Source organism: Streptomyces sp. NPDC014656 (genome assembly GCF_043084305.1).
In the GTDB taxonomy this organism is placed as follows: Bacteria; Actinomycetota; Actinomycetes; order Streptomycetales; family Streptomycetaceae; genus Streptomyces.
In genome coordinates, this window is the sequence record NZ_JBIBZN010000012.1 from 200,029 (window position 1) to 221,628 (window position 21,600).

Here is a 21,600-nt window from a genome sequence, read left to right on the forward strand (position 1 = left end):
TACGAAACGTCACGAAACGCCACGAACCGACACGACTCGTCACGACTCGTCGCGACCCGTCACGACCGAAAGAGCCGACATGAAGCAGCACACCTCCCGGCGGCGCCTGACGGCCGCCGCCGCCCTCGCCGCCGCGACCGCGGCGGCCGTGACCGGCACCCTCCTCGCCGCCCCCGCGGCCCTCGCCGCGCCCGCGCCCACGGCCGCGTCGAGCGGCGAGGACCTGCCCGACCTCGCCGTGACGCGCGAAGAGGTCCCGGCCGTCCTGGACTTCGACAGCCCGGACGACATCGCCTACGCGAACTGGGAGTTCAACCGCCCCGCCTGGGTCACGCTCACCCTGACCCACACCGCCAGCGGGAAGCAGCGGACGATCACCGACACCGTCGCCGGCACCGTGTGGAGCTTCCGGCTGCGCGCCAACGGCGACTGGTGGGACGGCCTGGCCGGCTACAGCGGCGAGTACACCTGGAAGATGACGGCCGAGAACGAGGAGCGGACCGGCCCGGGCGTCGAGCGGACCGGCACCCTGACCCTCGACCGCCCCGCGAAGAAGCGCGTCTTCGACAGCAACGGCTCCGAGGACGTCCTCGTCCGCGACGCCGCCGGGCAGCTGTCCGCGTACGACACCAACCAGCTGCGCTTCTTCGGGCCGGACAAGCCGCTGACCCCGACCGTCCTCAGCACCGAGTGGAGCGGCTACACGCTGACGACCGCCACCGGCGACCTCGCCGGCACCCCGGCGGACGACGTCGTGGGCATGGACGGTGACGGCACGCTCTGGCTCCACCAGGGCGAGGGCCAGGGGTTCCTCCCCCGCACGAAGATCGGCACCGGCTGGCGGATCTACAACCAGCTCATCGGCGGCTCCGACCTGAACGCCGACGGCCGGGACGACCTCCTCGCCCGCGACACCTCCGGCGTCCTGTGGTTCTACGCCTCCACCGGCAACGCCACGGCGCCCTTCAAGCCCCGCGTGAAGATCGGCGGCGGCTGGCAGATCTACAACCAGATCACCGCCACCGGCGACCTCGCCGGCGCCACCGGCGGCGACCTCGTCGCCCGCGACGCGGAAGGCGTCCTCTGGCTCTACCTGGGCAAGGACGACGGCACCTTCACCGCCCGCCGCCTGGTCAGCGGCGGCTGGCAGCAGTACACCGGCCTCGCCCCCTTCGGCGACAAGAACGGCGACGGCCGGGTCGACCTGTACGCCATCGGCCCCGACGGAGGCCGTTACTACGCCAGCGCGAACTCGGTGAACGGCCCCTTCAAGCCCGCCGAGCAGCTGCACCACCTGCCGGACGCCCTCAACTCCGGGACCGTCTTCTGATGGCCTCCCCCCTCCCGTTCCGCCCGCTCGCCGAAAGGACCGTCGTGAACGCGCGGATCCGGCGCCACGCGGCCGCCGCCGTCCTCGCCGCCGCGGCCGTCACCGGCGCCCTGCTCACCGCACCGGCGGCCGTCGCCGCGCCCGCGCCCACCCCGTCGGCGGCCGGGCAGGCGACGGCCGAGGTCCCCGTCGTGACGCGCGTGGAGATGCCCACGGTCATCGACTTCGACGAGCCGGGCGACCGGGCTTCCATGGTCTGGGAGTTCGACCGACCGGTGACGGTCGAGGACTTCACGCTGTACCACGACACCGAGGCCCACATGTGGGCGCTCGGGAACACCGGAGAGCTCTCCTCCAGCCACCGCTTCGAGCTGGCCAGCTACACCCCGAAGCGCATGTCGCCCCTCGCCGGCGAGTACACCTGGCGGATGCTCGCCTACGACGCGGCCGGGAACTCCGTCGAGCGGACGGGCAGCTTCACCCTGAACCGGCCGCCGGCGCCGCGCGACTACGACGCCAACAGCGTCCCCGACGTCCTCATCCAGTCCGCGGACGGGTGGATGACCGCGTACGACACCGAGTGGCTGCGCCGGCTGCACGCGGACTGGCGGGGGCCGTGGTACGAGTTCCCGATCGGGCTGTCCGGCCCGGACTGGCGCCAGTACACGCTGACGGCCGCCCCGGGCGACCTCGGCGGCTCCGGCTCGCCCGACGTCGTCGCGCGGGACGGCGACGGCGTGCTCTGGCTGCACCAGGGCGAGGGCCAGGAGTTCCTGCCGCCCACGAAGATCGGCGGCGGCTGGCAGGTCTACAACAAGATCACCGGCGGCTCGGACCTCAACGCCGACGGCCGCGGCGACCTCCTCGCCACCGACGCCTCCGGCGTCCTGTGGTTCTACGCCTCCACCGGCGACGCCGCGGCACCCTTCAAGCCCCGCGTGCAGATCGGCGGCGGCTGGCAGCAGTACAACCTCCTCACCGCGCCCGGGAACATCGCCGGGGCCACCGGCGGCGACCTCCTCGCCCGCGGCAAGGACGGCGTCCTCTGGCTCTACCTCGGCAAGGGCGACGGCACCTTCACCGCCCGCCGCCAGGTCGGCGGCGGCTGGCAGCGGTTCACCCACCTCGCCGGCCTCGGCGACCAGAACGGGGACGGGCGGGTGGACCTGTTCGCCATCGACACCGCCGGCTCCCGGTACTACCCGACCACGGGCCTCGTGGACGCCCCCTACGGCACCCCCGAGGAACTGGACCTGGACAACCCCGACGGGAAGTACGTGAACGTCCTCTGACGCTGACGTACAACCTTTCGATCTCCTCGTGAGTCATGCGGGCGTGGCGTGTCGCGCCACGCCCGCGCTCATGGGGAGGAACGTCTCCGTTGTCCCGTACCGCCCGTACCGCCCGCATCACCCGCACGCCCCGCACGCGTCGGCTCGCCGCCGCCGTGGCCGTCGCCCTCGCGGTGACCGGCGGCGCCCTGACCGCCCCGGCGGTCGCGGCCGCGCCGACGGCGGTGACGGCCCCCGCCGACGCCCAGCCGCCGGTCCCGCTGATCAAGGACGGCGGAAACCTGGCCTCCGCCGGACCCTCCGGGTTCCTGAGCGTGCACTACACCGAAGACACCGCCTCCTCCCTGTGGACGAGGTACGCGGACGGTTCCACCCTCACGCTGCCCGGCACCGGGACCTACCTGCCGACCAGGCGGAGCGACCTGCTCACCCAGGTCGACAGCGGCGTCCTCACCATCCGGGACATGGGCTCGGACGGCGAACCCGTGGTGATCGACCTCGGCCACGTCGCACCGGGCTACCAGACCGGCCAGGCCGTCGGCCCGTCCTCGGCCGTCGCCGTGTGGACCGACCCCGAGGGCGGCGAGGAACTGCACCTCGTCACCAGGACGGCGACCGGTCTGCGCGCCGAGAAGATCACCGGTTTCCCCGAGCTCGCGAACATCACCGCCGTCGTCACGGACTCCCCCGGCACGGTCCTGGTGTACTACTCGGACCCGGCGAAGCCGACGGCCGCCTACCACCACACCGTGGTCGACGTCGAGCGGCGCGCGGTCGTCGAGGACGTGGCGCCCCCGTACGCGATCAGCGGCCTCGCCGTCTCCCCCACGCACCTCGCCTGGGTCGAGATGACGACGGACACCACCGCCACCGTGCTCGTCATGCCCCGCGGCAAGACCCCCGCCGACGCCCTGCGCATCCCGCTGCGGGGCACGTCGAACCTCCGGGTCGGACTGCTCGACGGCTGGGTCCTCTACGGCCAGGACGGCGCCCACGAGGCGTACCGGCCGAACCCGCTGTACGCCCTCACCGCCCGGTCCCTGACGGACGGGAGGACGGTCAAGGTCCTCGACAGCTTCACGGCGATGACCCCCGGTCCCGGCGACGCCCTCCTCGCCCAGGGCGGAACCCTCGCCCGCGGCGAGGGCGTCTACCGGATCGGCCCCGGCCCGGAAGGCGTCCCGGAGGCCACGCAGGTCGCGACCACCGGCCGGCCCACCGCGCTCACGCTGCTGGGCCACGACGTGCCGGACCTGGTCGACCTCGACCGGCAGACGCAGGTGCCCCTGTCGTGGCGCCTGAGCGCCACCAACGCGGCCGTCAAGGTGAAGCTCACCCACACGGCGACCGGGCAGTCGGTCACCTGGAGCCCCACGTACGAGGGCGGCGGCGTGTACCGCACCCTGTGGAACGGCCGGTTCGGCAGCTCGGTCGGCTCCCCCGCCTACGCCCCGGTCCCGAACGGCGCCTACACCTGGCAGCTGACGGCCGAGCCCTCCAGCGGCGTCGGCCCCGTCCTGGAGAAGTCCGGCGGCTTCACCGTCCGGCGCGCCCCCGTCCCCCACGACTACGACGACAACGGCGTCCCGGACCTGGTCCAGCAGGCCGGCGGCCAGCTCTGGGCCCACCACCCCGTCGACCCCCTCGACGGCCGGCGCACCTCCGAGTCCGCCCCCATGGTCCTCGGCAGCGGCGGATGGGACGCCTACGACCGGATCGTCGCCACCGGCAACCTCGCCGGCGCCCCCAAGTCCGACCTCCTGGCCCGCGACCGCAGCGGCGTCCTCTGGCTCTACCAGGGCACGGGAACCGGCTTCACCAAGCGCGTGCAGGTCGGCGGCGGCTGGCAGGCGTACGACAGGATCACCAGCGCCGCCGACCTCACCGGCGACGGCCGCACCGACCTCCTCGCCGCCGACAAGGCGGGCGTCCTGTGGCTGTACAAGGGCACCGGCAGCGCGTCCGCGCCCTTCGCCAAGCGGACCAAGGTCGGCGGCGGCTGGCAGGGCTACAACGACCTCGCCGCCGTCGGGAACGTCGCCGGCGCCGCCGCCGGCGACCTCGTCGCCCGCGACAAGGACGGCGTCCTCTGGCTCTACCTCGGCAAGGGCGACGGCACCTTCACCACCCGCACCCGGATCGGCGGCGGCTGGCAGGGCTACCACCACGTCACCGGCTTCGGCGACGTCAACCGGGACGGGCACGCCGACCTGTTCAGCGTGTCGAAGTACCACGAGCCCTACGTCTACCTCGGCACCGGACAGCGGGCCACGCCCTTCTCCCCCCGGCAGCCGTTCAGGAGCTACAGCGAGCCCACGAGCCTGTACCTCTACTGACGGGGGACGGTCGCCCAGACCGTCTTGCCGACCGTGCGGTCCTTGACGCCCCAGGTCGTCGCGAGGGTGGCCACGAGCAGCAGCCCGTAGCCGCCCTCGTCGGGCTCCCCGGACGGTAACGGCCGCCGCTCGCCCCGCGCGTCCGACAGCTCGATCCGTACGTGGTCCCCGTCCCGCTCCATCCGCAGCTCGAAGTCCCGCCCGGCCACCCGCCCGTGCCGCACCGCGTTGCTCGCCAGTTCGGCCACCACCAGCTCCGCCGCCTCCAGCGCCGGGCCCGCCACCCCCCAGTCGCCCAACTGGTGCGCCGCCAGCAGACGCGCCAGGCGTGCGCCCCGGGGCGTGGGGGTCAGACGGAGCGTGAACTCCGGCGCGTACTCACTTCTTGGAGTGGTGTTTTCCGGCTTCATGGCTCCGAGGATGGAACCAGCGCCCTACCCTGACCAGCAGCGACGCCACGACGCTGGGTAACTGTACGAGTACGCCAAGAGGGCGGTACGGATGTCGGGGAAAAACGAGGAGCGGCCGGAGAAGCCCTCCGAAGTAGACGGTACGACGCACCTGTTCAAGGCGCTGGGGAAGATCATCAAGGTGTTGAGGACGAACGCGGGCCTGAGCCAGGCACAGCTCGCGGCGGACACGCATTGCAGCGAGGACCTGGTCTCGTCGATCGAGAGGGGGGTACGAAACCCCCAGCCGGACTTCCTGCTGCGCGCGGAGGAGGTGCTGAAGGCGGGGGGTGTGCTGGCGGCGGCCGTGGAGGAAACGGAGCGGGCGATCTCGCGGGCGCGGGTGCGGCATCCGGACTGGTTCCAGAGTTTCGCGAACGAGGAGGCGCGGGCGCTGGCGGCGCACTATTACGAGGTGCAGGCGGTGCCGGGCATTCTGCAGACGCCTGCGTACGCGCGCTCGCTGTTCGAGCACAGTCGACCCATGCTGGACGAGGAGACCATCGAGAAGCGCCTCGCCGGGCGGATCTCACGACAGGTGATCTTCGAACGCTGGCCCGCCCCGACGCTCACCTTCCTACTGGAGGCTGGTGCCCTTCTCCGGCCCTTCGGCGGATGGGAGATCCACCGGGAGCAGTTGCGTCGCATCCTGGAGATCGGCCAACGGCGGACCGTAGAGCTGCAGATCCTTCCCCTGGAAAGCGAGGAACACCCTTATCTGGGCGGAGCATTCACCCTGCTAACGCCCCCGGGACGGCGAGAGGTCGCGTACACCGAGCTGTACGGACACTCGCGGCTGATCACCGACCCGGAAGAGGTTCGCCAGCACTCCGAGCGCTATGGAATCCTGCGCTCACAGGCACTCACCAAGCGGGAGTCCCTGACCTGGATCGAGAAACTGCTGGGAGAACGATGAGCACCGCGGATCTTGCCTGGTTCAAGAGCAGCTACAGCGGCCCCGAGGGCGGCAATTGCATCGAGGTCGCCTACAACTGGCGCAAGTCCAGCTACAGCGACGCCGAAGGCGGCAACTGCGTAGAGGTCGCCGCCCACCCCACCCTCGTCCACGTCCGTGACTCCAAGGTCCCCCACGGGCCGCAGCTCGCCATCGCGCCGGCGGCCTGGGCCGCGTTCGTCGGGGTCACCGCGCGGGCGTAGAGCCGCCCCGTCCCCTCCGGAGAGCCTCCCTGAGCGTCGGCCAGGGAGGCTCTCCGTCTTCCATGACCTCCAGGATGACGGCCGGCGCCTCGGGCGCCAGGGACTCCTTGTGGCTCACGACGTCGAGGACGGGGATCAGGACGACCGCTTCCGGGTCGAGGCGGGTCTCCAGGGCGCCGTACGGGACGGGGAGGACCTCGATCCAGTCGTGGCCGTGCTCGTCCGTGAAGGACATGGGGGAGAGTCGCAGCACGGGGTGCTGGACGCCGAGGCGGAGGCTGAGGCGGCGGCGGGAGGGGGGTTTCGTCTTGCGGTAGGCGTGGACGATGTCGCCGGGTGCGGGTCGCATGGGGCCAGGGTCGGGCCCGGCGGTGACGGAGGGAAGAACTCCGGGCGTACGCCGCGCCCCTTCACACAACCTTCAACCACAGCACGGTAACGACGGCTTGACGGCCGTTCAGATGCTGATCGCACTGGGCTACCCTGTGGCCCATGCAGGGGGAATTGGAAAACGACTCTAATTTGACCGGGAGCGGGGCGATCCCGCTCGACGCGGACGACCCGCGCCGCATCGGCGCCTTCCGCCTGCTCGGCGTGCTCGGCTCCGGCGGGATGGGGCGGGTGTACCTGGGCGCGGTCCCGGGGACGTACGCCGCCGTGAAGAGGGTGCTGCCGGCGCTCGCCGAGGACAAGGACTTCCTCAGTCACTTCGGGCACGAGCTGGACAACCTGGCGCGGCTGCCCGCCGGGGCCAGCACCCGGCTGCTGGCGAGCGACCGGCTCGCGAAGCCGCCGTGGTTCGCCACCGCCTTCATCCCCGGCGTGACGCTCAACGACGCGCTGCGGCTCAACGGCGGGCCGCTGCCGGTGGACGCGCTGTGGCGGCTGCTGCGGGAGGCGGCGGCCGGGCTGCGGACCGTGCACGCCGCCGAGATGGTGCACCGGGACCTCAAGCCGTCCAACGTGATGCTCACCGGCGACGGGCTCTCCCTCATCGACTTCGGGGTGGCGCGGGCCGCCGACCAGAGCCGGCTGACGAAGACCGGCATGATCATCGGTACCCCCGCCTACATGGCGCCCGAGCAGGCCGTCGCCGACAAGGTGCTGACCGGGGCCGCGGACGTCTTCGCGCTCGGCAGCCTCGTCCTCTACGCGGCCAACGGACGGCCGCCGTTCGGCGACGGCTCCGGGCACGACCTGCTCTACCGGGTCGTGCACGGCGAGCCGGACTTCGGCCGCCTGACGGACGCCGACCCCGGCCTCGCCGACCTCGTCCGGACGTGTCTCGCCAAGGACCCGGAGGACCGGCCGTCCGCCACCGAGCTCGTCGGGCACGCGGACGCGCGCGCGGCGGGCGTGGAGTGGCCGGAGCCGGTCGCCGCGCGGATCGCGGAGCGGTCGGCCTTCGCGGCCGGGGCGCCGACCGCCGAGGCGCTGGCCGAGCTGGAGGCCGTCGACCCCTCCCAGGACGTGGCCACCGCTCCCCTGACCCCGCAGGCACCGGCGACGGACCCGGCGTACGCCCTCACGGGGAAGCCGGCGGGCGGGAACGACCGCAGGCGGCGGAACCGGCTGGTCATGCTGGCCGTGCCCGTCGTGATCACCACCGGTACGACGCTGACGCTGACCCTGGGGCCGTACGAGCTCGGGCGGGCCGGCGCGCAGGGACGGCCCTCCGGGTCCCCGACGGAGGTCGCCTCCCCGGCGGGGCCGGGCACGTCCTCGGCGGCGCCGGGCGCGAAGCCGTCCTCCGGGACGCCGTCCGGCTCGGCGTCCGGGTCCGCGAAACCGTCGTCCGGGACGCCGTCCGGCGCGGCGAGCACGACGGCGGTGCCGCCGGGCCAGCTGCCGCCCCCCGGGGACGGCCCGGGGGGCGGGAGCGGGGGCGGCGGGGGCGGTTCGACGTCCTCCGGCGGGTCCACCGGAGGGTCCACCGGCGGCTCCGTCGGAGGATCCGGCGACGGCTCCTCGGGCGGCTCGTCCACCTCCGGCGGCTCGTCCTCCGGGGGTACGTCCTCCGGCGGCTCGTCCTCCGGGGGCACCACCACCCGTCCGACGACCGCCGCCCCGCGCCCCACCACGGCCGCCCCGCAGCCCACGCCGAAGCCCACCTCCGGCGGGGGCGGGTCGGGGCCCTCGGGGACGTACGCGCTGGAGAACGGGAACACCGGCAACTGCCTGACGGAGTACAAGCAGCCGTACGGGGTGGTCACGGTCAACGCGATGGAGTGCGGCTCCAACCCGAGCGCCGGAAACTACTCCTGGACGTACCGGGCCAACTCCGACGGCTCCTTCCGGCTGGTCAGCAAGAGGTCCGACCAGTGCCTCCAGCCCGGCAGCGGCATCGCCGTCACGGTCGCCCCGTGCAACGGCGCGAGCTCCCAGTCCTGGAAGGTCGCGTCCTCCACGTCGGCGGGCCGGCAGTTCAAGAACGCGGGCAACGGCCAGTGCCTGACCGCCAACCCGGGCGCCGTGTCGTCCTTCGCGTGCAGCAGCACCTACGCGCAGCAGTTCTGGCGCAACATCGGCGCCCTCTAGGACTTGTCCGGACGTTCATGTCCCTCCCCAGCCGAGCCGGGTGATGTCAGGCGGTGCTGATGTCGGTGAGGGTGCTCTGGAGGCGGCGGACCGCTTCTTCGGCCTCCATGTACTGCTGGAGGGTCGGGCGGACGGCGCCGAAGGTGGTGCCGTCCTCGGCGGGCAGGGCGCGCCAGTGCAGGATGGGCGTGAGCGCGGTGGCGGCCGCGCCGAGGAACCAGGCCAGGCGTCCGTGGACGTGGGCGAGGGCGATGGCCAGATTGGCGAGCGCCTCCCGCAGGTGTGCCAGCCGGTCGACCGTGGGCAGGGCCTGCTGGTCTTCCGGGTCGCCGACGGTGGCGCCCAGGTCGGCGGCGGCCTTCGCGGCGACGGTGCGGTCGGCGGGTTCCGGGATCCAGGTCCGATCGCGGAGCTGTCGTTCGGCTTCTTCTACCAGGTCCTCGATGACCGTTCGCATGTCCACGCCCGTCACCCTAAGCCTGTTCTCGCGCATCAGCGGGGGAGCATGGACAGGCCGGCCGATGATCGAACCACCTTGATCGCCGAGCAGCCCGTCATGATCGACCGGACACGTCCTAGGCGCCGCCCGCCCGGCCCGGCGCCGTGAACACCGGCACCGTCACCCCGTCGGCGCCCGTCCGGAAGGCGACCTCCAGCCCCATGTCCACCCGGAGGTCGCCCTCCGCCACGTCCACGACCTCCGTCATCATGCGCGGCCCCTCCGCCAGGTCGACGACCGCCGCCACGTACGGCACCCGCTCCCCGAAGGGCGGCAGGTCGTTGCGGTGGACGACGGACCAGGTGTAGAGCGTGGCGCGGCCGCTCGCCGTCTCCCAGACGACGTCCTCGCTCCAGCAGTGGGGGCAGAACTCGCGCGGGTAGTGGTGGGGGCGCGCACAGGCCCGGCAGCGGCGGATCAGCAGGCGGCCCTCGGCGGCGGCGTCCCAGTAGGGGCGGGTGAAGGCGTCGATGTCGGGGGTGGCCGTCACAGGAAGAGTCCGATCGCGGAGTCCAGGGACCAGGTCTGCCAGGCCATCGCGAACAGGGCGACCAGGGAGATCAGCGCCATCATCGCGTTCTGCCCCTGCTCGGCCCAGTCGTGGATCATCAGGACGAGGTAGAGGAGGTTGAGGAGGAGGCCGCCGACGAGGGCGATCGGGGTGAGGAAGCCGGTGACCAGGCCGAGGCCGAGGGCGAGTTCGGCGTGGACGACGACGTGGGCCATGAGCTTGGGGCGGGGGGCGACGACCGCGTCGAAGCCCTTCCCGACCTGCGGCCACCGGTGCTTGCCGGCGACCTCGGCGGCCCAGGCGATGCCGGTGCCGCGCTCGAACCAGCCCTTCTTGTCCTTGTGGCGCCAGCTCTCCAGCCACCACAGGCCGAGGCCGATGCGGAGGACGGCGAGCCATTCGGCGCCGGTGAGCCAGACGGTCTGCATGCGTGGTCCTCCTCGATGGACCTCGATATCTGACGGCACGTCAGTTCAGCGCAGCGCCCCCGCCCTCCGCAAGGGGTCGGAGCGCGTGACCGTTTCGCAACCGAAACCCCTCTTGACCGAGACCCACTACGTGTACACGTCATTACGCTCAGCAGTCATGGTCACCACCCCCCAAGAACCGGTGTACGTCATCGGCGCCGGCCCCGGCGGGCTCGCGGTCGCCGCCACCCTGCGCGCCCGGGGCGTCCGCGCCGTCGTCCTGGAGAAGTCCGGGGCCGTCGGCACCTCCTGGCGCGGCCACTACGACCGGCTGCGCCTGCACACCACCCGCCGCCTCTCCGCCCTGCCCGGACTGCGGATACCCCGCGCGTACGGCCGCTGGGTCGCCCGCGCCGACGTGGTCCGCTACCTGGAGGCGTACGCCGAGAAGCACGAGCTGGACGTCGTCACCGGCGTCGAGGTGCACCGGATCGAGCGCGCGCAGGACGGGACCGGGGGCTGGGTGCTGCACGCGACCGGCGGGCGGCGGCTGACCGGCCGGGCCGTGGTCGTCGCCACCGGCTTCAACCACACCCCGAGGCTGCCGGACTGGCCGGGCCTCGGCACGTACGAGGGGGACCTCGTCCACGCGCGGGAGTACCGGAACCCGGAGCCGTACGCGGGCAGGGACGTGCTCGTCGTCGGCGTCGGCAACACCGGCGCCGAGATCGCCGCCGACCTCGCCGAGGGCGGCGCGGCGCGGGTCCGGATCGCCGTCAGGACCGTCCCGCACATCGTCCGCCGCACCACGGCCGGCTGGCCCGCCCAGCGCACCGGCATCCTGATCCGGCGCCTCCCGCCCGCCCTGGTGGACCTCCTCGGCACCGGCATGAACCGGCTCGCCGTCCCCGACCTCTCCGCCCACGGCCTGCCCCGCCCGGACACCGGCCTCGCCACGCGCGCGCGTGCCGGGGCCATCCCGGTCCAGGACGTCGGCCTCGTCGACGCCGTCCGCTCCGGGAAGGTCGAGGTCGTCGCGGCCGTCGAGGCCCTGGAGGGCCGCGAGGTGCTCCTCGCCGATGGCACCCGGATCACCCCGGACGCGGTGATCGCCGCCACCGGCTACCGCCGCGCCCTCGAACCCCTCGTCGGCCACCTCGACGTCCTCGACCCCCACGGCCGGCCCCGCGTCAGCGGCCCCCGCTGCTCCCGGCAGGCCCCCGGGCTCTACTTCACCGGCTTCACCAACCCCATCAGCGGCATGCTGCGCGAACTCTCCCGGGACGCGCACCGGATCGCCCGCCGGATCGCCCGCACCAGGCCCGGACGGGAACAGAAGCGGAAGTAGGGACCATTCCGGACAGCGACGCGCACGGCCCCGCCCCTTCCGGCGGGGCCTTCGCGCTTCCTGCGGCCCGCCCCATTCCTGACTGGGTGTCAGTTCTGTAATCTGACTAGGCGTCAGGTCACTTGTCCGGGACGCGTCCTGCACGGAAGGGCGGAGCGGAACGATGCTTGGATCGACTCACGGCACCTTCACCACCGGTCTGCGCGCCCGGGTGGACGCCTGCGGGGAATCCCCCCGCACCGCCGTCCACGGGCACGCCGCCGCGCCCGGCGACCGGGACGTCAGCGGGCGGGCGCTGTACGCCGAGGTCCCCGACCTCGGCCGCTTCTTCCGGCCCCGGTCCGTCGCCGTCGTCGGCGCCTCCGACACCGAGGGACGGCCCAACACCGGCATCACCCGGCAGCTGCTCGCCTGGGCCGAGCGGGTCGGCGCGGAGCTCGTACCCGTCCACCCGACCCGCGCCGGCGTCTTCGGCCTCCCCTGCGTGCGGTCCGTCCGCGACCTGGCCGGACCCGTGGACCTCGCCGTCCTCCTGGTCGCCGACCCGCTGCCCGTCATCGAGGAGCTGGGCGAGGCCAAGGTGCGCTTCGCCGTCGCCTTCGCCTCCGGCTTCGCCGAGACCGGCGCCACCGGGGCCGCCGCGCAGGAACGGCTCGCCGAGGCCGTGCGCCGCACCGGCGTCCGCCTCCTCGGGCCCAACACCAACCTCAACGCCTTCGAGCGCTTCCGCGACGACCTCGAAGGCCCCGCCGTCGCCCTCATCACCCAGTCCGGGCACCAGGGCCGGCCCGTCTTCACCCTCCAGGAGCTGGGCGTCCGCCTCTCCCACTGGGCGCCCACCGGCAACGAGGCCGACCTGGAGACCGCCGACTTCCTCTCCTACTTCGCCTCCCTCCCCGAGGTCGGCGCCATCGCCGCCTACGTGGAAGGGCTCAAGGACGGCCGGTCCTTCCTCCTCGCCGCCGACCGCGCGGCCCGCGAGGGCGTGCCCGTGGTGGCCGTGAAGGTCGGCAGGACCGAGACCGGCGCGCGCACCGCCGCCTCCCACACCGGGAAGCTGACCGGCGCGGACCGGGTCGTGGACGCGGCCATGCGGCAGTTCGGCGTCATCCGCGTCGACGGCCTCGACCAGCTCCAGGACACCGCGGCCCTGCTCGCCCGCGCCCGCAAGCCGCTCGCGGACGGCGTCGTCGTCTACTCGATCTCCGGCGGCACCGGCGCCCACTTCGCCGACCTCGCGACGGCCGCCGGGCTCACCCTGCCCACCCTCCCGCAGGCCAGGCAGGACGAGCTGCACCAGTGGATCCCGGAGTACCTGAACGTCGCCAACCCCGTCGACAACGGCGGCCACCCGGTCGGCGACTGGCGCGGCCGGAAGATCATCGACGCGATCCTCGCCGACCCCTCCGTCGGCGTCCTCATCTGTCCCATCACCGGCCCCTTCCCGCCCATGAGCGACAAGCTCGCCCAGGACCTGGTGGAGGCGGCCGAGGCCACCGACAAGCTGGTGTGCGTGGTGTGGGGCTCGCCCGTCGGCACCGAGGACGCCTACCGCACCACCCTCCTCGGCTCCTCCCGCGTCGCCACCTTCCGCACCTTCGCCAACTGCATCGGCGCCGTGAAGGCCTACCTCGACCACCACCGCTTCACCACCGGCTACCGCTCCCCCTTCGACGAGGCCCCCCGCACCCCCTCCCCGTCCTTCCGCAAGGCCCAGGCCCTGATGCGCCCCGGGCAGCGGCTCAGCGAGCACGCCGCCAAGCAACTGCTGCGCGCGTACGGCATCCGCGTCCCGCGCGAGCAGCTGGTGACGAGCGCGGCGGCGGCCGTCCGGGCCGCCGGGCTCGTCGGCTACCCGGTGGTGATGAAGGCGTCCGGCGGGCAGCTCGCCCACAAGACCGAGCTGGGCCTGGTCAAGGTCGGCCTGACCTCGGCCAGCCAGGTCCGCGACGCGTACCGCGACCTCACCGACATCGCCCGCTACGAGGGGATCGACCTCGACGGCGTCCTGGTCTGCCAGATGGTGGGCAAGGGCGTCGAGATGGTCGTCGGGGTGACCCGCGACGAGCTGTTCGGCCCGACGGTCACCGTCGGCCTCGGCGGGGTCCTGGTGGAGGTCCTGAACGACACGGCCGTCCGCGTGCCGCCCTTCGGCGAGCGCGAGGCCCGCTCGATGCTGGACGAACTCCGCGGCCGGGCCCTCCTCGACGGCGTGCGCGGCGCGCCGCCCGCCGACGTCGACGCGCTCGTCGAGGTCGTGCTCCGGGTCCAGCGGATGGCCCTCGAACTCGACGGCGACCTCTCCGAACTCGACATCAACCCGCTGATGGTGCTGCCGCGCGGCCAGGGCGCGGTGGCCCTCGACGCGCTGGCCGTCTGCCGATAGGAGCCCGTGCCGTGCCCGACGTACCCGACGTACCCGACGCGCCCGACGTCCTCCACTCCGTCGAGAACGGCGTCTCGTGGATCACGCTCAACCGCCCCGAGGCGATGAACGCCGTCACCTGGGACCAGCGGGAGCGGATCATCGCCCTGCTGGCCGACGCCTCCGCCGACCCCGCCGTACGGGCCGTGGTCGTCACCGCCACCGGGCGCGGCTTCTGCGCGGGCGCGGACCTGCGGGGCTCCCCCCCGACGGGGGACAGGGCCGCCGGGGACGCGGCCCGCATGATCCGGCGGGGCGCGCAGCGGTTCGTCGCCGCCGTCATGGACTGCGAGAAGCCGGTGGTCGCGGCGGTGAACGGCACGGCGGCGGGCATCGGCGCGCACCTGGCCTTCGCCTGCGACCTGGTGCTCGCCGCCGAATCCGCCCGCTTCGTGGAGGTCTTCGCCCGCCGGGGCCTGGTCCCCGACGGCGGCGGCGCGTACCTCCTCCCCCGCCTGATCGGGCCGCAGCGGGCGAAGGAGCTGATGTACTTCGGCGACGCGCTGCCGGCGGCGGAGGCGCACGCGATGGGGCTGGTCAACCGGGTGGTCCCGGCGGCCGACCTGGAGAAGACGGCCCGCGCCTGGGCGGAACGCCTGGCCCAGGGCCCGACCCGGGCGCTCATGCTGACGAAGCAGCTGGTCAACGCCTCCCTGGACGTGGACCGCGCGACCGCCTTCGCGGCGGAGGCCCTCGCCCAGGAGCTGAACATGACGACGCGCGACGCCCAGGAGGGCGTGGCGAGCTTCGTGGAGCGCCGGGAGGCGCGGTACGAGGGACGGTGAGCGCGCGGCCGGTGGGCTCGACGGCCGGTGGGCTCGACGGCCGGTGAGCTCGACGGCCGGTGAGCGCGCGGGCCGGTGAGCGCGCGGGCCGGTGAGGGAGGGGCGGCAAGGGAGGGCGTCGCGGCCATTCCCATCTGACGATCCGTCAGTTTCAATGGCGGACATGATGGGACACGCGGGGATGGCGGCCACCGCCGTCCGACACCTGAGAGCGGCCGGGGCGCCCACGGCCGTCGAACCCCTCCCCCGGCCCGCGCTGCGGGCCGTGCGCGAGGACGAGCGGGCGCCGGTGGACCCGGCGGAGTTCCGCCGCGTACTGGGCCACTTCGCGAGCGGCGTCACCCTCGTGACGACGCTCGACGGGGCCGGTCCGACCGGCTTCGCCTGCCAGTCCTTCGCCTCCCTCTCCCTCGACCCGCCCCTGGTCGCCTTCATGGTCGCCAGGACGTCCACCACCTGGCCCCGCATCGCCGCCGCCGGGACCTTCTGCGTCAACGTCCTGGGGGCGGAGCAGGGCCCCCTCTGCCGGGCCTTCGCGGTCAGCGGCGCCGACAAGTTCGCGGGCGTCGACTGGACCCCCGCCCCCGTCACCGGCGCCCCCCGCCTGCCCGGCGTCCCCGCCTGGATCGACTGCGCGGTCACCGCCGTCCACACGGGCGGCGACCACCTGATCGTGGTGGGCCGGGTGGAGGCGCTGGGCGCGGAGGAGGGCGAGGGGGAGCCGCTGCTGTTCCACCGGGGGCGGTTCGGGCGGTTCACGCCGTGAGCGGCAGACCCCGCTCCTTGCCGGGGCGGCGGATGACGAGGGCCATCAGGGCGGCCGCGGCGCAGAGCGCGCCGGAGGCGTACCAGACGGGGTCGTAGGAGCCGAAGACGTCCCGGGCGACGCCGCCCGCGAAGGCGACGGCCGCCGCGCCGACCTGGTGGGAGGCGAGGACCCAGCCGAAGACGATCGCGGAGTCCTCGCCGTAGTGCTCGCGGCACAGGGCGATCGTGGGCGGGACGGTCGCCACCCAGTCGAGGCCGTAGAAGACGATGAAGAACAGCATCGGCGGGTGGACGGAGGGGGCCAGGAGCACGGGGAGGAAGAGGAGCGAGATCCCGCGCAGGGCGTAGTAGACGGCGAGCAGCCGGCGGGCCTCGAAGCGGTCGGTGAACCAGCCGGAGGCGATCGTGCCGACGACGTCGAAGACGCCGATGACGGCGAGGAGCCCGGCGGCGGCCGTGACCGGCATGCCGTGGTCGTGGGCGGCGGGCACGAAGTGCGTCTTGACCAGGCCGTTCGTGGAGGCGCCGCAGATCGCGAAGGTGCCGGCGAGGAGCCAGAAGGGCCCCGTCCTCGCGGCCTTGGCCAGGACGGTGACGGCGCGGCGGGCCGCGCCCGTGACGGGGGCGGGCTTCTCGGCGTACTCCCCGCCGTACGGGGCGAGGCCGACGTCCGCCGGGTGGTCGCGGAGCAGCAGCCAGACGAACGGGACGACGGCGATCGCGGAGAGGGCGACCGTCACGGCCGCCGGGCGCCAGCCGTGGTGCTCGACCAGCCAGGACAGGAGCGGCAGGAAGACCAGCTGCCCGGAGGCGCCGGCCGCCGTGAGGATGCCGGTGACGAGGCCGCGGCGGGCGGTGAACCAGCGGTTGGTGACGGTCGCGGCGAAGGCGAGCGCCATGGAGCCGCTGCCGAGGCCGACGAGGACCCCCCAGAAGAGGACGAGCTGCCAGGCCGCCGTCATCCAGACCGTGAGCACGGAGCCGAGCGCGATCACCGTCAGGGCCACGGCGACGACCCGGCGGATGCCGAAGCGGTCCATGAGGGCGGCGGCGAAGGGGGCGGTGAGGCCGTAGAGGGCGAGGTTCACGGAGACCGCGAAGCCGATCGTGCCGCGCGACCAGTCGAACTCGTCGTGGAGCGGTTCGATGAGCAGGCCCGGCAGGGAGGCGAAGGCGGCCGCGCCGATGATCGTGACGAAGGTGACCGCGGCGACGGACCAGGCACGGTGGAAGCGGGGTGCGCGGGGTGCGCGGGCGGGGGTGGAGGGGCGGTGCTCCGTTGTCTGGGCCATGCCACCGAGCATCCCGGCCACGACCCGCCCCCCGCCATTGGCCCGGCTGCCACGTTTCCAACGGATCGGGCCAGCGGGTCGGGCCACCGGACCCGGCCGACGGATCGGACCGGCGGATCGGGCCAGTGGACCCAGCCGGCGAATCGGGCCGACGGATCCGGCCAGTGGACCCGGCCGACGGATCGGACCGGCGGTTCGGACCGATGGTTCGGACCGATGGTTCGGACCGATGGTTCGGACTGATGGTTCGGACTGATGGTTCGGACTGATGGTTCGGACCGATGGTTCGGACCGATGGACCCGCCGACGGCCCGGCCACCGGCCCTCGCCGTCTCCCCACCGGCCCTCGCCGCCCCGCCCGCGCCCTACCCCGCCCCCGCTCTACCCCACCCGCGGCAGGTTTCTGATCGGCCGGACCGACAGCAGGGCCGCCACCACGAGGACCGCGATGCCCGCCCCCGCGAGCAGCACCGCCTCCGTGCCCACGAGGCCCGCGACCGGGCCGGACAGGGCGCGTCCGACGCCCATCATCAGCAGGGATCCGGCCACGTCGTAGGCGTGCATGCGGTTCAGGGCCTCCTGCGGGACGTGCGTCTGGACGGCCGTGGACCACATGACGAGCCAGTACGCGAAGGCCGTGCCCGCCACGAACTGCCCGGCCGCCAGCACCGGGACCGGCGCGCCGAGGCCGAGGAGCGCCAGGTTCACCGGCAGGCCGAGGAGGGCGACGGCGCCGGAGGCCAGGGGGCGGCGGGGGCGGATCCGGAGGGCGAGGAGGCCGCCGAGGGCGCTGCCCGCGCCGTTGACGGCCATCAGCGTGCCGTACACGGCCGAGCCGTGCGCGCCGGTGACCAGGCTCGCGGTGAGCGGCACCATCGGGCCGGCGACGGTCAGGCCGTACACGGTCCAGATGGAGATGACTCCCCACAGCCAGCTGCGCGAGCGGAACTCCCGCCACCCGAGGGCCAGTTCGGAGGCGAAGGAGCCGCGCTCCCGCCCGCCGGGGGGTGCGGGCGGGATCCGCATCAGCAGGAAGCAGACGGCGCTGACGGCGAAGGTGGCGGCGTTGGCGGCGAAGGCCGCGCCCGCGTTCCAGACGGCGACGAGGAGGCCCGCGAGCGCCGGGCCCGCCATCGTCATCAGCGCCTCCACCACCCGCAGGACGGCGTTGGCGCGCTGCACGTCGGGGGCGATGCGCGGGATGGTGGAGGCGACGCCCGGCTGGAAGAGCGCGGCGCCGACGCCGGCGACGACGGAGAGCGCGTACACCGCCCACAGCGGGGGGCTGCCGACCGCGAAGGCGACGGCGAGCAGCGCGGCGCCGGGCAGCCGCAGCAGATCGGCGGTGATCATCATGCGGCGGGCGGTGAAGCGGTCGGCGAGGACGCCGCCGAAGAGGACGAAGACGGCGAAGGCGGCGGTCCACAGACCGAGGGCGTAGCCGACGGAGGAGCCGGGCCGGCCGGCGCCGAGGAGTCCCGCGGCGAAGGCGACGGGGACCATGCCCTCGCCCAGGACGGCGGCGGCGCGCGCGGTGAAGAAGAGCCGGAAGTTACGGTTCCAGAGGGCGGGCGGCGCGAGGGGCACGGGAATCAGCGCGTCGGCCTCAGGCTTGTACGTGTTGTCCGTCACGGACAGCCAGTCGTACCACCGAGTGGTCTGGACCACCACTGATTTTGCCGAGGGAGTGCCCGTGCCGCCGCAGCCCCACCGCGTCGTCGTCCTCGCCCTGCCCGGGCTGCTCCCCTTCGAGCTGGGCATCCCGCACCGGATCTTCGGCCGCGCCAAGGACTCCGGGGGAAGGCCGCTGTACGAGATCGTGACGTGTGCGGTGGCCGCCGGCCCGGTGCAGACCGACGCCGACTTCGCCGTGTACGTGGAGCACGGCCCGGAGGCGCTGGCCACGGCGGACACGGTCGTGGTCCCCGCCTCGTACGAGCTGGGCCCGGTCTACGAGGAGGGCAGGCTCCCCGCCGAACTGGCCGCCGCCCTCGCGCACATCAGGCCCGGCACCCGGCTCGTCGCGATCTGCACGGGCGGGTACGTCCTCGCCGCCGCCGGTCATCTCGACGGCCGCCCGGCCACCACCCACTGGGCGTCCGCCGACCACTTCCAGCGGCTCTTCCCGAGCGTCCGGGTCGACGCCGACGTCCTGTTCGTGGACGACGGCGACGTGCTCACCTCGGCGGGCGTCGCCGCCGGGCTCGACCTCTGCCTGCACATCGTGCGCCGCGACCACGGCGCGGCGGTCGCCAACGACGTGGCCCGCCGCACGGTCGTCCCGCCGCACCGGGACGGCGGGCAGGCGCAGTACATCGCCCGCCCCGTCCCGGACGCCTCCGCCCGCGCCACGACCGCCGCCCGCGCCTGGGCGCTCGCCCACCTCCACGAGCCGATCCAGCTGCGGGACCTCGCCGAGCGGGAGGCGATGAGCGTCCGGACCTTCACCCGCCGCTTCCGCGACGAGGTCGGCGTCAGTCCCGGCCAGTGGCTCACCCAGCAGCGCGTGGAGCGGGCCCGTCACCTCCTGGAGACCAGCGACCTGCCCGTCGACCGGGTCGCCCAGGACTCCGGCTTCGGCACCGCCCAGTCGCTGCGGGTCCACCTGATGGCCGCGATCGGCGTCACCCCGACCGCCTACCGGCGCACCTTCCGCCCGGGCCTGCCCGCCGGGTGACCGGTGTCGTCGTCGTCCTCGTGCGGGTCGGCCGCCGGGCCCGGGGAAGCCGAGCCGGTCGTGCCGTCGTCGAGGGCCACGGACTCGATCCGCCAGGCGATCGCGCCGGTCGCCCCGCCCACCGCCGTGACCTGGATCGGCAGTTGGGCCGGGGCGCTCGGCACCCGGTGGTGCACGGCGGTCGCGTCGCACGGCACGGCCGACGGGGCCGCGCCGCCGATGACGACCTTCACGGCCCCCGCACCGGCACACGCCACGAAGACCGTGTGCGCCTCCCCCTCCAGCGGCACGACCCGGACGCGCACGCCCCGGGCGACCGGCCCGGCCCCGGCCTCGGCGTAGCCGACGTCCTCCGCCGCGACCGCGTCGACGGCCTCCACGGCCCGCCGCTCCCACTCGTCCCCCCGCTCCGCCCCGCTCGCCCCCGCCGCGGTCCGGTCCGGCTCCGGCTCCTGCGCGGCCGGTGGCGCCGACGCCCCGCCGCACCCCGTCACGAGCAGGGACACGAGGGTCAGGGAAACGGCCGGGACCAGGGGCCTGCGGGTCGTCATCTGCGGTTCCTCCGCTCCTCGGGCGCCGGTGCGCTCCCGGTCCCCAGACGCGGCTCCCGAGGCTCCCGGTTCCGTACGAGGCCCCGCTCGCCGAGGGCCGCGACGGTGACGAGCAGCAGGGTGAGGCCCACGCCGCACAGGATCGCCGTCGAGGGGGCGACGACCCTCAGCAGGCCGCCCGCGAGGGTGCCGCTCGCGGCGTAACCGGCGCCGACGGCGGCGTACATCATCGAGTACCCGGCGGCCAGCGCGGACGGCGGCAGCACCTGCCGCAGGGCCAGGTTCCGGGTGAGCATGGCGGGTGCCTGGAGCAGGCCGGCCAGGGCGAGGGCGGTGCCGAGGGCGAGGGGTCCCGGCAGCAGCGCCACCAGCGCCACCCCGGCGGTCACCCCGAGGACGAGCAGGAGCGATTGCGCCGGGAGCGGCCCGGGCCAGGAGGGGCGGAGCCCGTACAGGAAGGAGCCGGCGACCGAGCCGAGCGAGAAGCCGGCGAGCAGCGGGCCCGCCCAGCCGATGCCGATCCCGCGCTGTTCGAGGAGGGCGGGCAGGATCAGCTCGGCGAGCGCGAGGAGCGTCAGCGACGCCGCCCCGAGGACGTACACCGGCCAGGCCGCGAGCAGCGCCCGCCGGGCCGTGCCGTCCTTCTCCTGCCGCTCCGCCGCCCATCCGGCGGGCAGCAGCCACAGTCCGGCGAGCCCGAGGGCCATGAGGGCGCCCTGGAGGAGGAGCGGCGCCCCGGGCCCGGCGCCGAGCGCGAGCCCGGTGGTGAGGGCGGGCGCGGCGGCCCAGATCCCGAAGGTCAGCATGGACTCCAGGCTCAGCGCCTGGGTCACGGACCGCTCGGGCACCATGGCGGTGAGCAGCGCCCGCAGCCCGGCCGAGACGGCGACGGGCCCCGCCCCCGCCAGGACCGCCAGGGTCCCCAGGAACAGGGGGTGGGCGCCCTGCGCGAGGCCGAGGCCGGTGAACGCGGCGGCCCCCACGCCCAGTCCGGCCGCCATCTGCGGCCGTGCCCGCTCGGCCCGCATCCGCAGTCCGAGCACCGGCGCGGCGACGATCTCCCCGATCACGTACACGGCGGCGAGCACCGCCCCGAGGCTGTACCCGCCGGGCCGCTCCCGCACCAGGAAGACCAGCGCCAGCGGCGCCATGGCGACCGGCAGCCGGGCCGCGGCGGTGACGGCGCACCAGGTGAGGACGGGCCGGGTGAGGAGTTCGCGGTACGCCATGCGGC

Annotated in this window: 20 protein-coding genes; 11 read left to right on the forward strand and 9 right to left on the reverse strand. The window is 74.1% G+C overall.

Annotated features, from left to right (window positions below):
- Nucleotides 1-79: 79 nt before the first annotated feature.
- From ACF1ED_RS26060 to ACF1ED_RS26070, 3 genes are all read left to right on the forward strand, one after another.
- A complete protein-coding gene (locus ACF1ED_RS26060; RefSeq protein ID WP_391764353.1) occupies nt 80-1,330 on the forward strand; it encodes a hypothetical protein in 1,251 nt (416 codons plus the stop codon).
- A complete protein-coding gene (locus ACF1ED_RS26065) occupies nt 1,330-2,622 on the forward strand; it encodes an FG-GAP repeat domain-containing protein (RefSeq protein ID WP_391764355.1) in 1,293 nt (430 codons plus the stop codon). Before ACF1ED_RS26060 ends, ACF1ED_RS26065 begins: the two co-directional genes overlap by 1 nt.
- An 89-nt stretch (nt 2,623-2,711) precedes the next feature.
- A complete protein-coding gene (locus tag ACF1ED_RS26070; RefSeq protein WP_391764357.1) occupies nt 2,712-4,958 on the forward strand; it encodes an FG-GAP repeat domain-containing protein in 2,247 nt (748 codons plus the stop codon).
- Here the strand turns inward: ACF1ED_RS26070 and ACF1ED_RS26075 are convergent.
- Nucleotides 4,952-5,368 (reverse strand): ATP-binding protein, encoded by a 417-nt coding sequence (locus tag ACF1ED_RS26075; protein WP_391764359.1) that lies wholly within the window; start codon nt 5,366-5,368, stop codon nt 4,952-4,954. The two genes, ACF1ED_RS26070 and ACF1ED_RS26075, sit on opposite strands and share 7 nt — an antisense overlap.
- A gap of 91 nt (nt 5,369-5,459) precedes the next feature.
- On the opposite strand from ACF1ED_RS26075, the gene ACF1ED_RS26080 reads away from it, so the two are divergent.
- Nucleotides 5,460-6,323: a Scr1 family TA system antitoxin-like transcriptional regulator gene (locus ACF1ED_RS26080; RefSeq protein ID WP_391764361.1), complete on the forward strand. Its 864-nt coding sequence runs from the start codon at nt 5,460-5,462 to the stop codon at nt 6,321-6,323.
- Nucleotides 6,320-6,565 (forward strand): DUF397 domain-containing protein, encoded by a 246-nt coding sequence (locus tag ACF1ED_RS26085; RefSeq protein WP_391764363.1) that lies wholly within the window; start codon nt 6,320-6,322, stop codon nt 6,563-6,565. Before ACF1ED_RS26080 ends, ACF1ED_RS26085 begins: the two co-directional genes overlap by 4 nt.
- On the opposite strand, the gene ACF1ED_RS26090 is transcribed toward ACF1ED_RS26085, so the two are convergent.
- Entirely contained in the window at nt 6,549-6,914 is a 366-nt protein-coding gene (locus ACF1ED_RS26090; protein WP_391764365.1) for a hypothetical protein, read from the reverse strand. The genes ACF1ED_RS26085 and ACF1ED_RS26090 overlap by 17 nt on opposite strands.
- Before the next feature lie 173 nt (nt 6,915-7,087).
- Between ACF1ED_RS26090 and ACF1ED_RS26095 the strand changes: the two genes are divergently transcribed.
- Entirely contained in the window at nt 7,088-9,103 is a 2,016-nt protein-coding gene (locus tag ACF1ED_RS26095; RefSeq protein ID WP_391764367.1) for a protein kinase, read from the forward strand.
- 46 nt (nt 9,104-9,149) lie between these two features.
- On the opposite strand, the gene ACF1ED_RS26100 is transcribed toward ACF1ED_RS26095, so the two are convergent.
- From ACF1ED_RS26100 to ACF1ED_RS26110, 3 genes are all read right to left on the reverse strand, one after another.
- Entirely contained in the window at nt 9,150-9,560 is a 411-nt protein-coding gene (locus tag ACF1ED_RS26100; RefSeq protein ID WP_391764492.1) for a hypothetical protein, read from the reverse strand.
- Nucleotides 9,561-9,678: 118 nt separating this feature from the next.
- Nucleotides 9,679-10,092: a Zn-ribbon domain-containing OB-fold protein gene (locus ACF1ED_RS26105; RefSeq protein ID WP_391764369.1), complete on the reverse strand. Its 414-nt coding sequence runs from the start codon at nt 10,090-10,092 to the stop codon at nt 9,679-9,681.
- Entirely contained in the window at nt 10,089-10,541 is a 453-nt protein-coding gene (locus tag ACF1ED_RS26110; protein ID WP_391764371.1) for a DoxX family protein, read from the reverse strand. The genes ACF1ED_RS26105 and ACF1ED_RS26110 overlap by 4 nt, the downstream gene beginning before the upstream one ends.
- Nucleotides 10,542-10,698: 157 nt before the next feature.
- Between ACF1ED_RS26110 and ACF1ED_RS26115 the strand changes: the two genes are divergently transcribed.
- From ACF1ED_RS26115 to ACF1ED_RS26130, 4 genes are all read left to right on the forward strand, one after another.
- Nucleotides 10,699-11,868 carry a flavin-containing monooxygenase gene (locus ACF1ED_RS26115; RefSeq protein WP_391764373.1) on the forward strand — a complete coding sequence of 390 codons (1,170 nt, stop codon included), beginning with the start codon at nt 10,699-10,701 and terminating at the stop codon, nt 11,866-11,868.
- 163 nt (nt 11,869-12,031) lie between these two features.
- On the forward strand, nt 12,032-14,254 hold the full coding sequence (locus ACF1ED_RS26120; RefSeq protein ID WP_391764375.1) for an acetate--CoA ligase family protein: 2,223 nt from the start codon (nt 12,032-12,034) through the stop codon (nt 14,252-14,254).
- A gap of 104 nt (nt 14,255-14,358) precedes the next feature.
- On the forward strand, nt 14,359-15,078 hold the full coding sequence (locus ACF1ED_RS26125) for an enoyl-CoA hydratase/isomerase family protein (RefSeq protein WP_391764494.1): 720 nt from the start codon (nt 14,359-14,361) through the stop codon (nt 15,076-15,078).
- 163 nt (nt 15,079-15,241) lie between these two features.
- Entirely contained in the window at nt 15,242-15,844 is a 603-nt protein-coding gene (locus ACF1ED_RS26130; protein ID WP_391764377.1) for a flavin reductase family protein, read from the forward strand.
- Here the strand turns inward: ACF1ED_RS26130 and ACF1ED_RS26135 are convergent.
- Together ACF1ED_RS26135 and ACF1ED_RS26140 are read right to left on the reverse strand one after the other, a co-directional pair.
- Nucleotides 15,834-17,138, reverse strand: a complete 1,305-nt coding sequence (locus ACF1ED_RS26135) for an MFS transporter (RefSeq protein WP_391764379.1) — start codon at nt 17,136-17,138, stop codon at nt 15,834-15,836. The genes ACF1ED_RS26130 and ACF1ED_RS26135 overlap by 11 nt on opposite strands.
- Before the next feature lie 381 nt (nt 17,139-17,519).
- A complete protein-coding gene (locus ACF1ED_RS26140) occupies nt 17,520-18,734 on the reverse strand; it encodes an MFS transporter (protein ID WP_391764496.1) in 1,215 nt (404 codons plus the stop codon).
- Nucleotides 18,735-18,831: 97 nt separating this feature from the next.
- On the opposite strand from ACF1ED_RS26140, the gene ACF1ED_RS26145 reads away from it, so the two are divergent.
- The gene (locus ACF1ED_RS26145; RefSeq protein ID WP_391764381.1) at nt 18,832-19,815 is read left to right on the forward strand and encodes a GlxA family transcriptional regulator; all 984 of its coding nucleotides are present in this window, start codon (nt 18,832-18,834) and stop codon (nt 19,813-19,815) included.
- Here ACF1ED_RS26145 and ACF1ED_RS26150 read toward each other — a convergent pair.
- Complete coding sequence (locus ACF1ED_RS26150) at nt 19,776-20,366, reverse strand: hypothetical protein (protein WP_391764383.1); 591 nt, start codon at nt 20,364-20,366, stop codon at nt 19,776-19,778. The two genes, ACF1ED_RS26145 and ACF1ED_RS26150, sit on opposite strands and share 40 nt — an antisense overlap.
- Nucleotides 20,363-21,595 (reverse strand): MFS transporter, encoded by a 1,233-nt coding sequence (locus tag ACF1ED_RS26155; protein ID WP_391764385.1) that lies wholly within the window; start codon nt 21,593-21,595, stop codon nt 20,363-20,365. Before ACF1ED_RS26155 ends, ACF1ED_RS26150 begins: the two co-directional genes overlap by 4 nt.
- Nucleotides 21,596-21,600: the final 5 nt, after the last annotated feature.

Excerpts from the sequence above, each read along its gene's own strand:
- ACF1ED_RS26060 (WP_391764353.1), top strand. The coding sequence starts at position 80 with ATGAAGCAGCACACCTCCCGGCGGCGCCTGACGGCCGCCGCCGCCCTC.
- ACF1ED_RS26065 (WP_391764355.1), top strand. The coding sequence starts at position 1,330 with ATGGCCTCCCCCCTCCCGTTCCGCCCGCTCGCCGAAAGGACCGTCGTG.
- ACF1ED_RS26075 (WP_391764359.1), bottom strand. The coding sequence starts at position 5,368 with ATGAAGCCGGAAAACACCACTCCAAGAAGTGAGTACGCGCCGGAGTTC.
- ACF1ED_RS26080 (WP_391764361.1), top strand. The coding sequence starts at position 5,460 with ATGTCGGGGAAAAACGAGGAGCGGCCGGAGAAGCCCTCCGAAGTAGAC.
- ACF1ED_RS26085 (WP_391764363.1), top strand. The coding sequence starts at position 6,320 with ATGAGCACCGCGGATCTTGCCTGGTTCAAGAGCAGCTACAGCGGCCCC.
- ACF1ED_RS26090 (WP_391764365.1), bottom strand. The coding sequence starts at position 6,914 with ATGCGACCCGCACCCGGCGACATCGTCCACGCCTACCGCAAGACGAAA.
- ACF1ED_RS26100 (WP_391764492.1), bottom strand. The coding sequence starts at position 9,560 with ATGCGAACGGTCATCGAGGACCTGGTAGAAGAAGCCGAACGACAGCTC.
- ACF1ED_RS26110 (WP_391764371.1), bottom strand. The coding sequence starts at position 10,541 with ATGCAGACCGTCTGGCTCACCGGCGCCGAATGGCTCGCCGTCCTCCGC.
- ACF1ED_RS26115 (WP_391764373.1), top strand. The coding sequence starts at position 10,699 with ATGGTCACCACCCCCCAAGAACCGGTGTACGTCATCGGCGCCGGCCCC.
- ACF1ED_RS26120 (WP_391764375.1), top strand. The coding sequence starts at position 12,032 with ATGCTTGGATCGACTCACGGCACCTTCACCACCGGTCTGCGCGCCCGG.
- ACF1ED_RS26125 (WP_391764494.1), top strand. The coding sequence starts at position 14,359 with ATGAACGCCGTCACCTGGGACCAGCGGGAGCGGATCATCGCCCTGCTG.
- ACF1ED_RS26130 (WP_391764377.1), top strand. The coding sequence starts at position 15,242 with ATGATGGGACACGCGGGGATGGCGGCCACCGCCGTCCGACACCTGAGA.
- ACF1ED_RS26135 (WP_391764379.1), bottom strand. The coding sequence starts at position 17,138 with ATGGCCCAGACAACGGAGCACCGCCCCTCCACCCCCGCCCGCGCACCC.
- ACF1ED_RS26150 (WP_391764383.1), bottom strand. The coding sequence starts at position 20,366 with ATGACGACCCGCAGGCCCCTGGTCCCGGCCGTTTCCCTGACCCTCGTG.
- ACF1ED_RS26155 (WP_391764385.1), bottom strand. The coding sequence starts at position 21,595 with ATGGCGTACCGCGAACTCCTCACCCGGCCCGTCCTCACCTGGTGCGCC.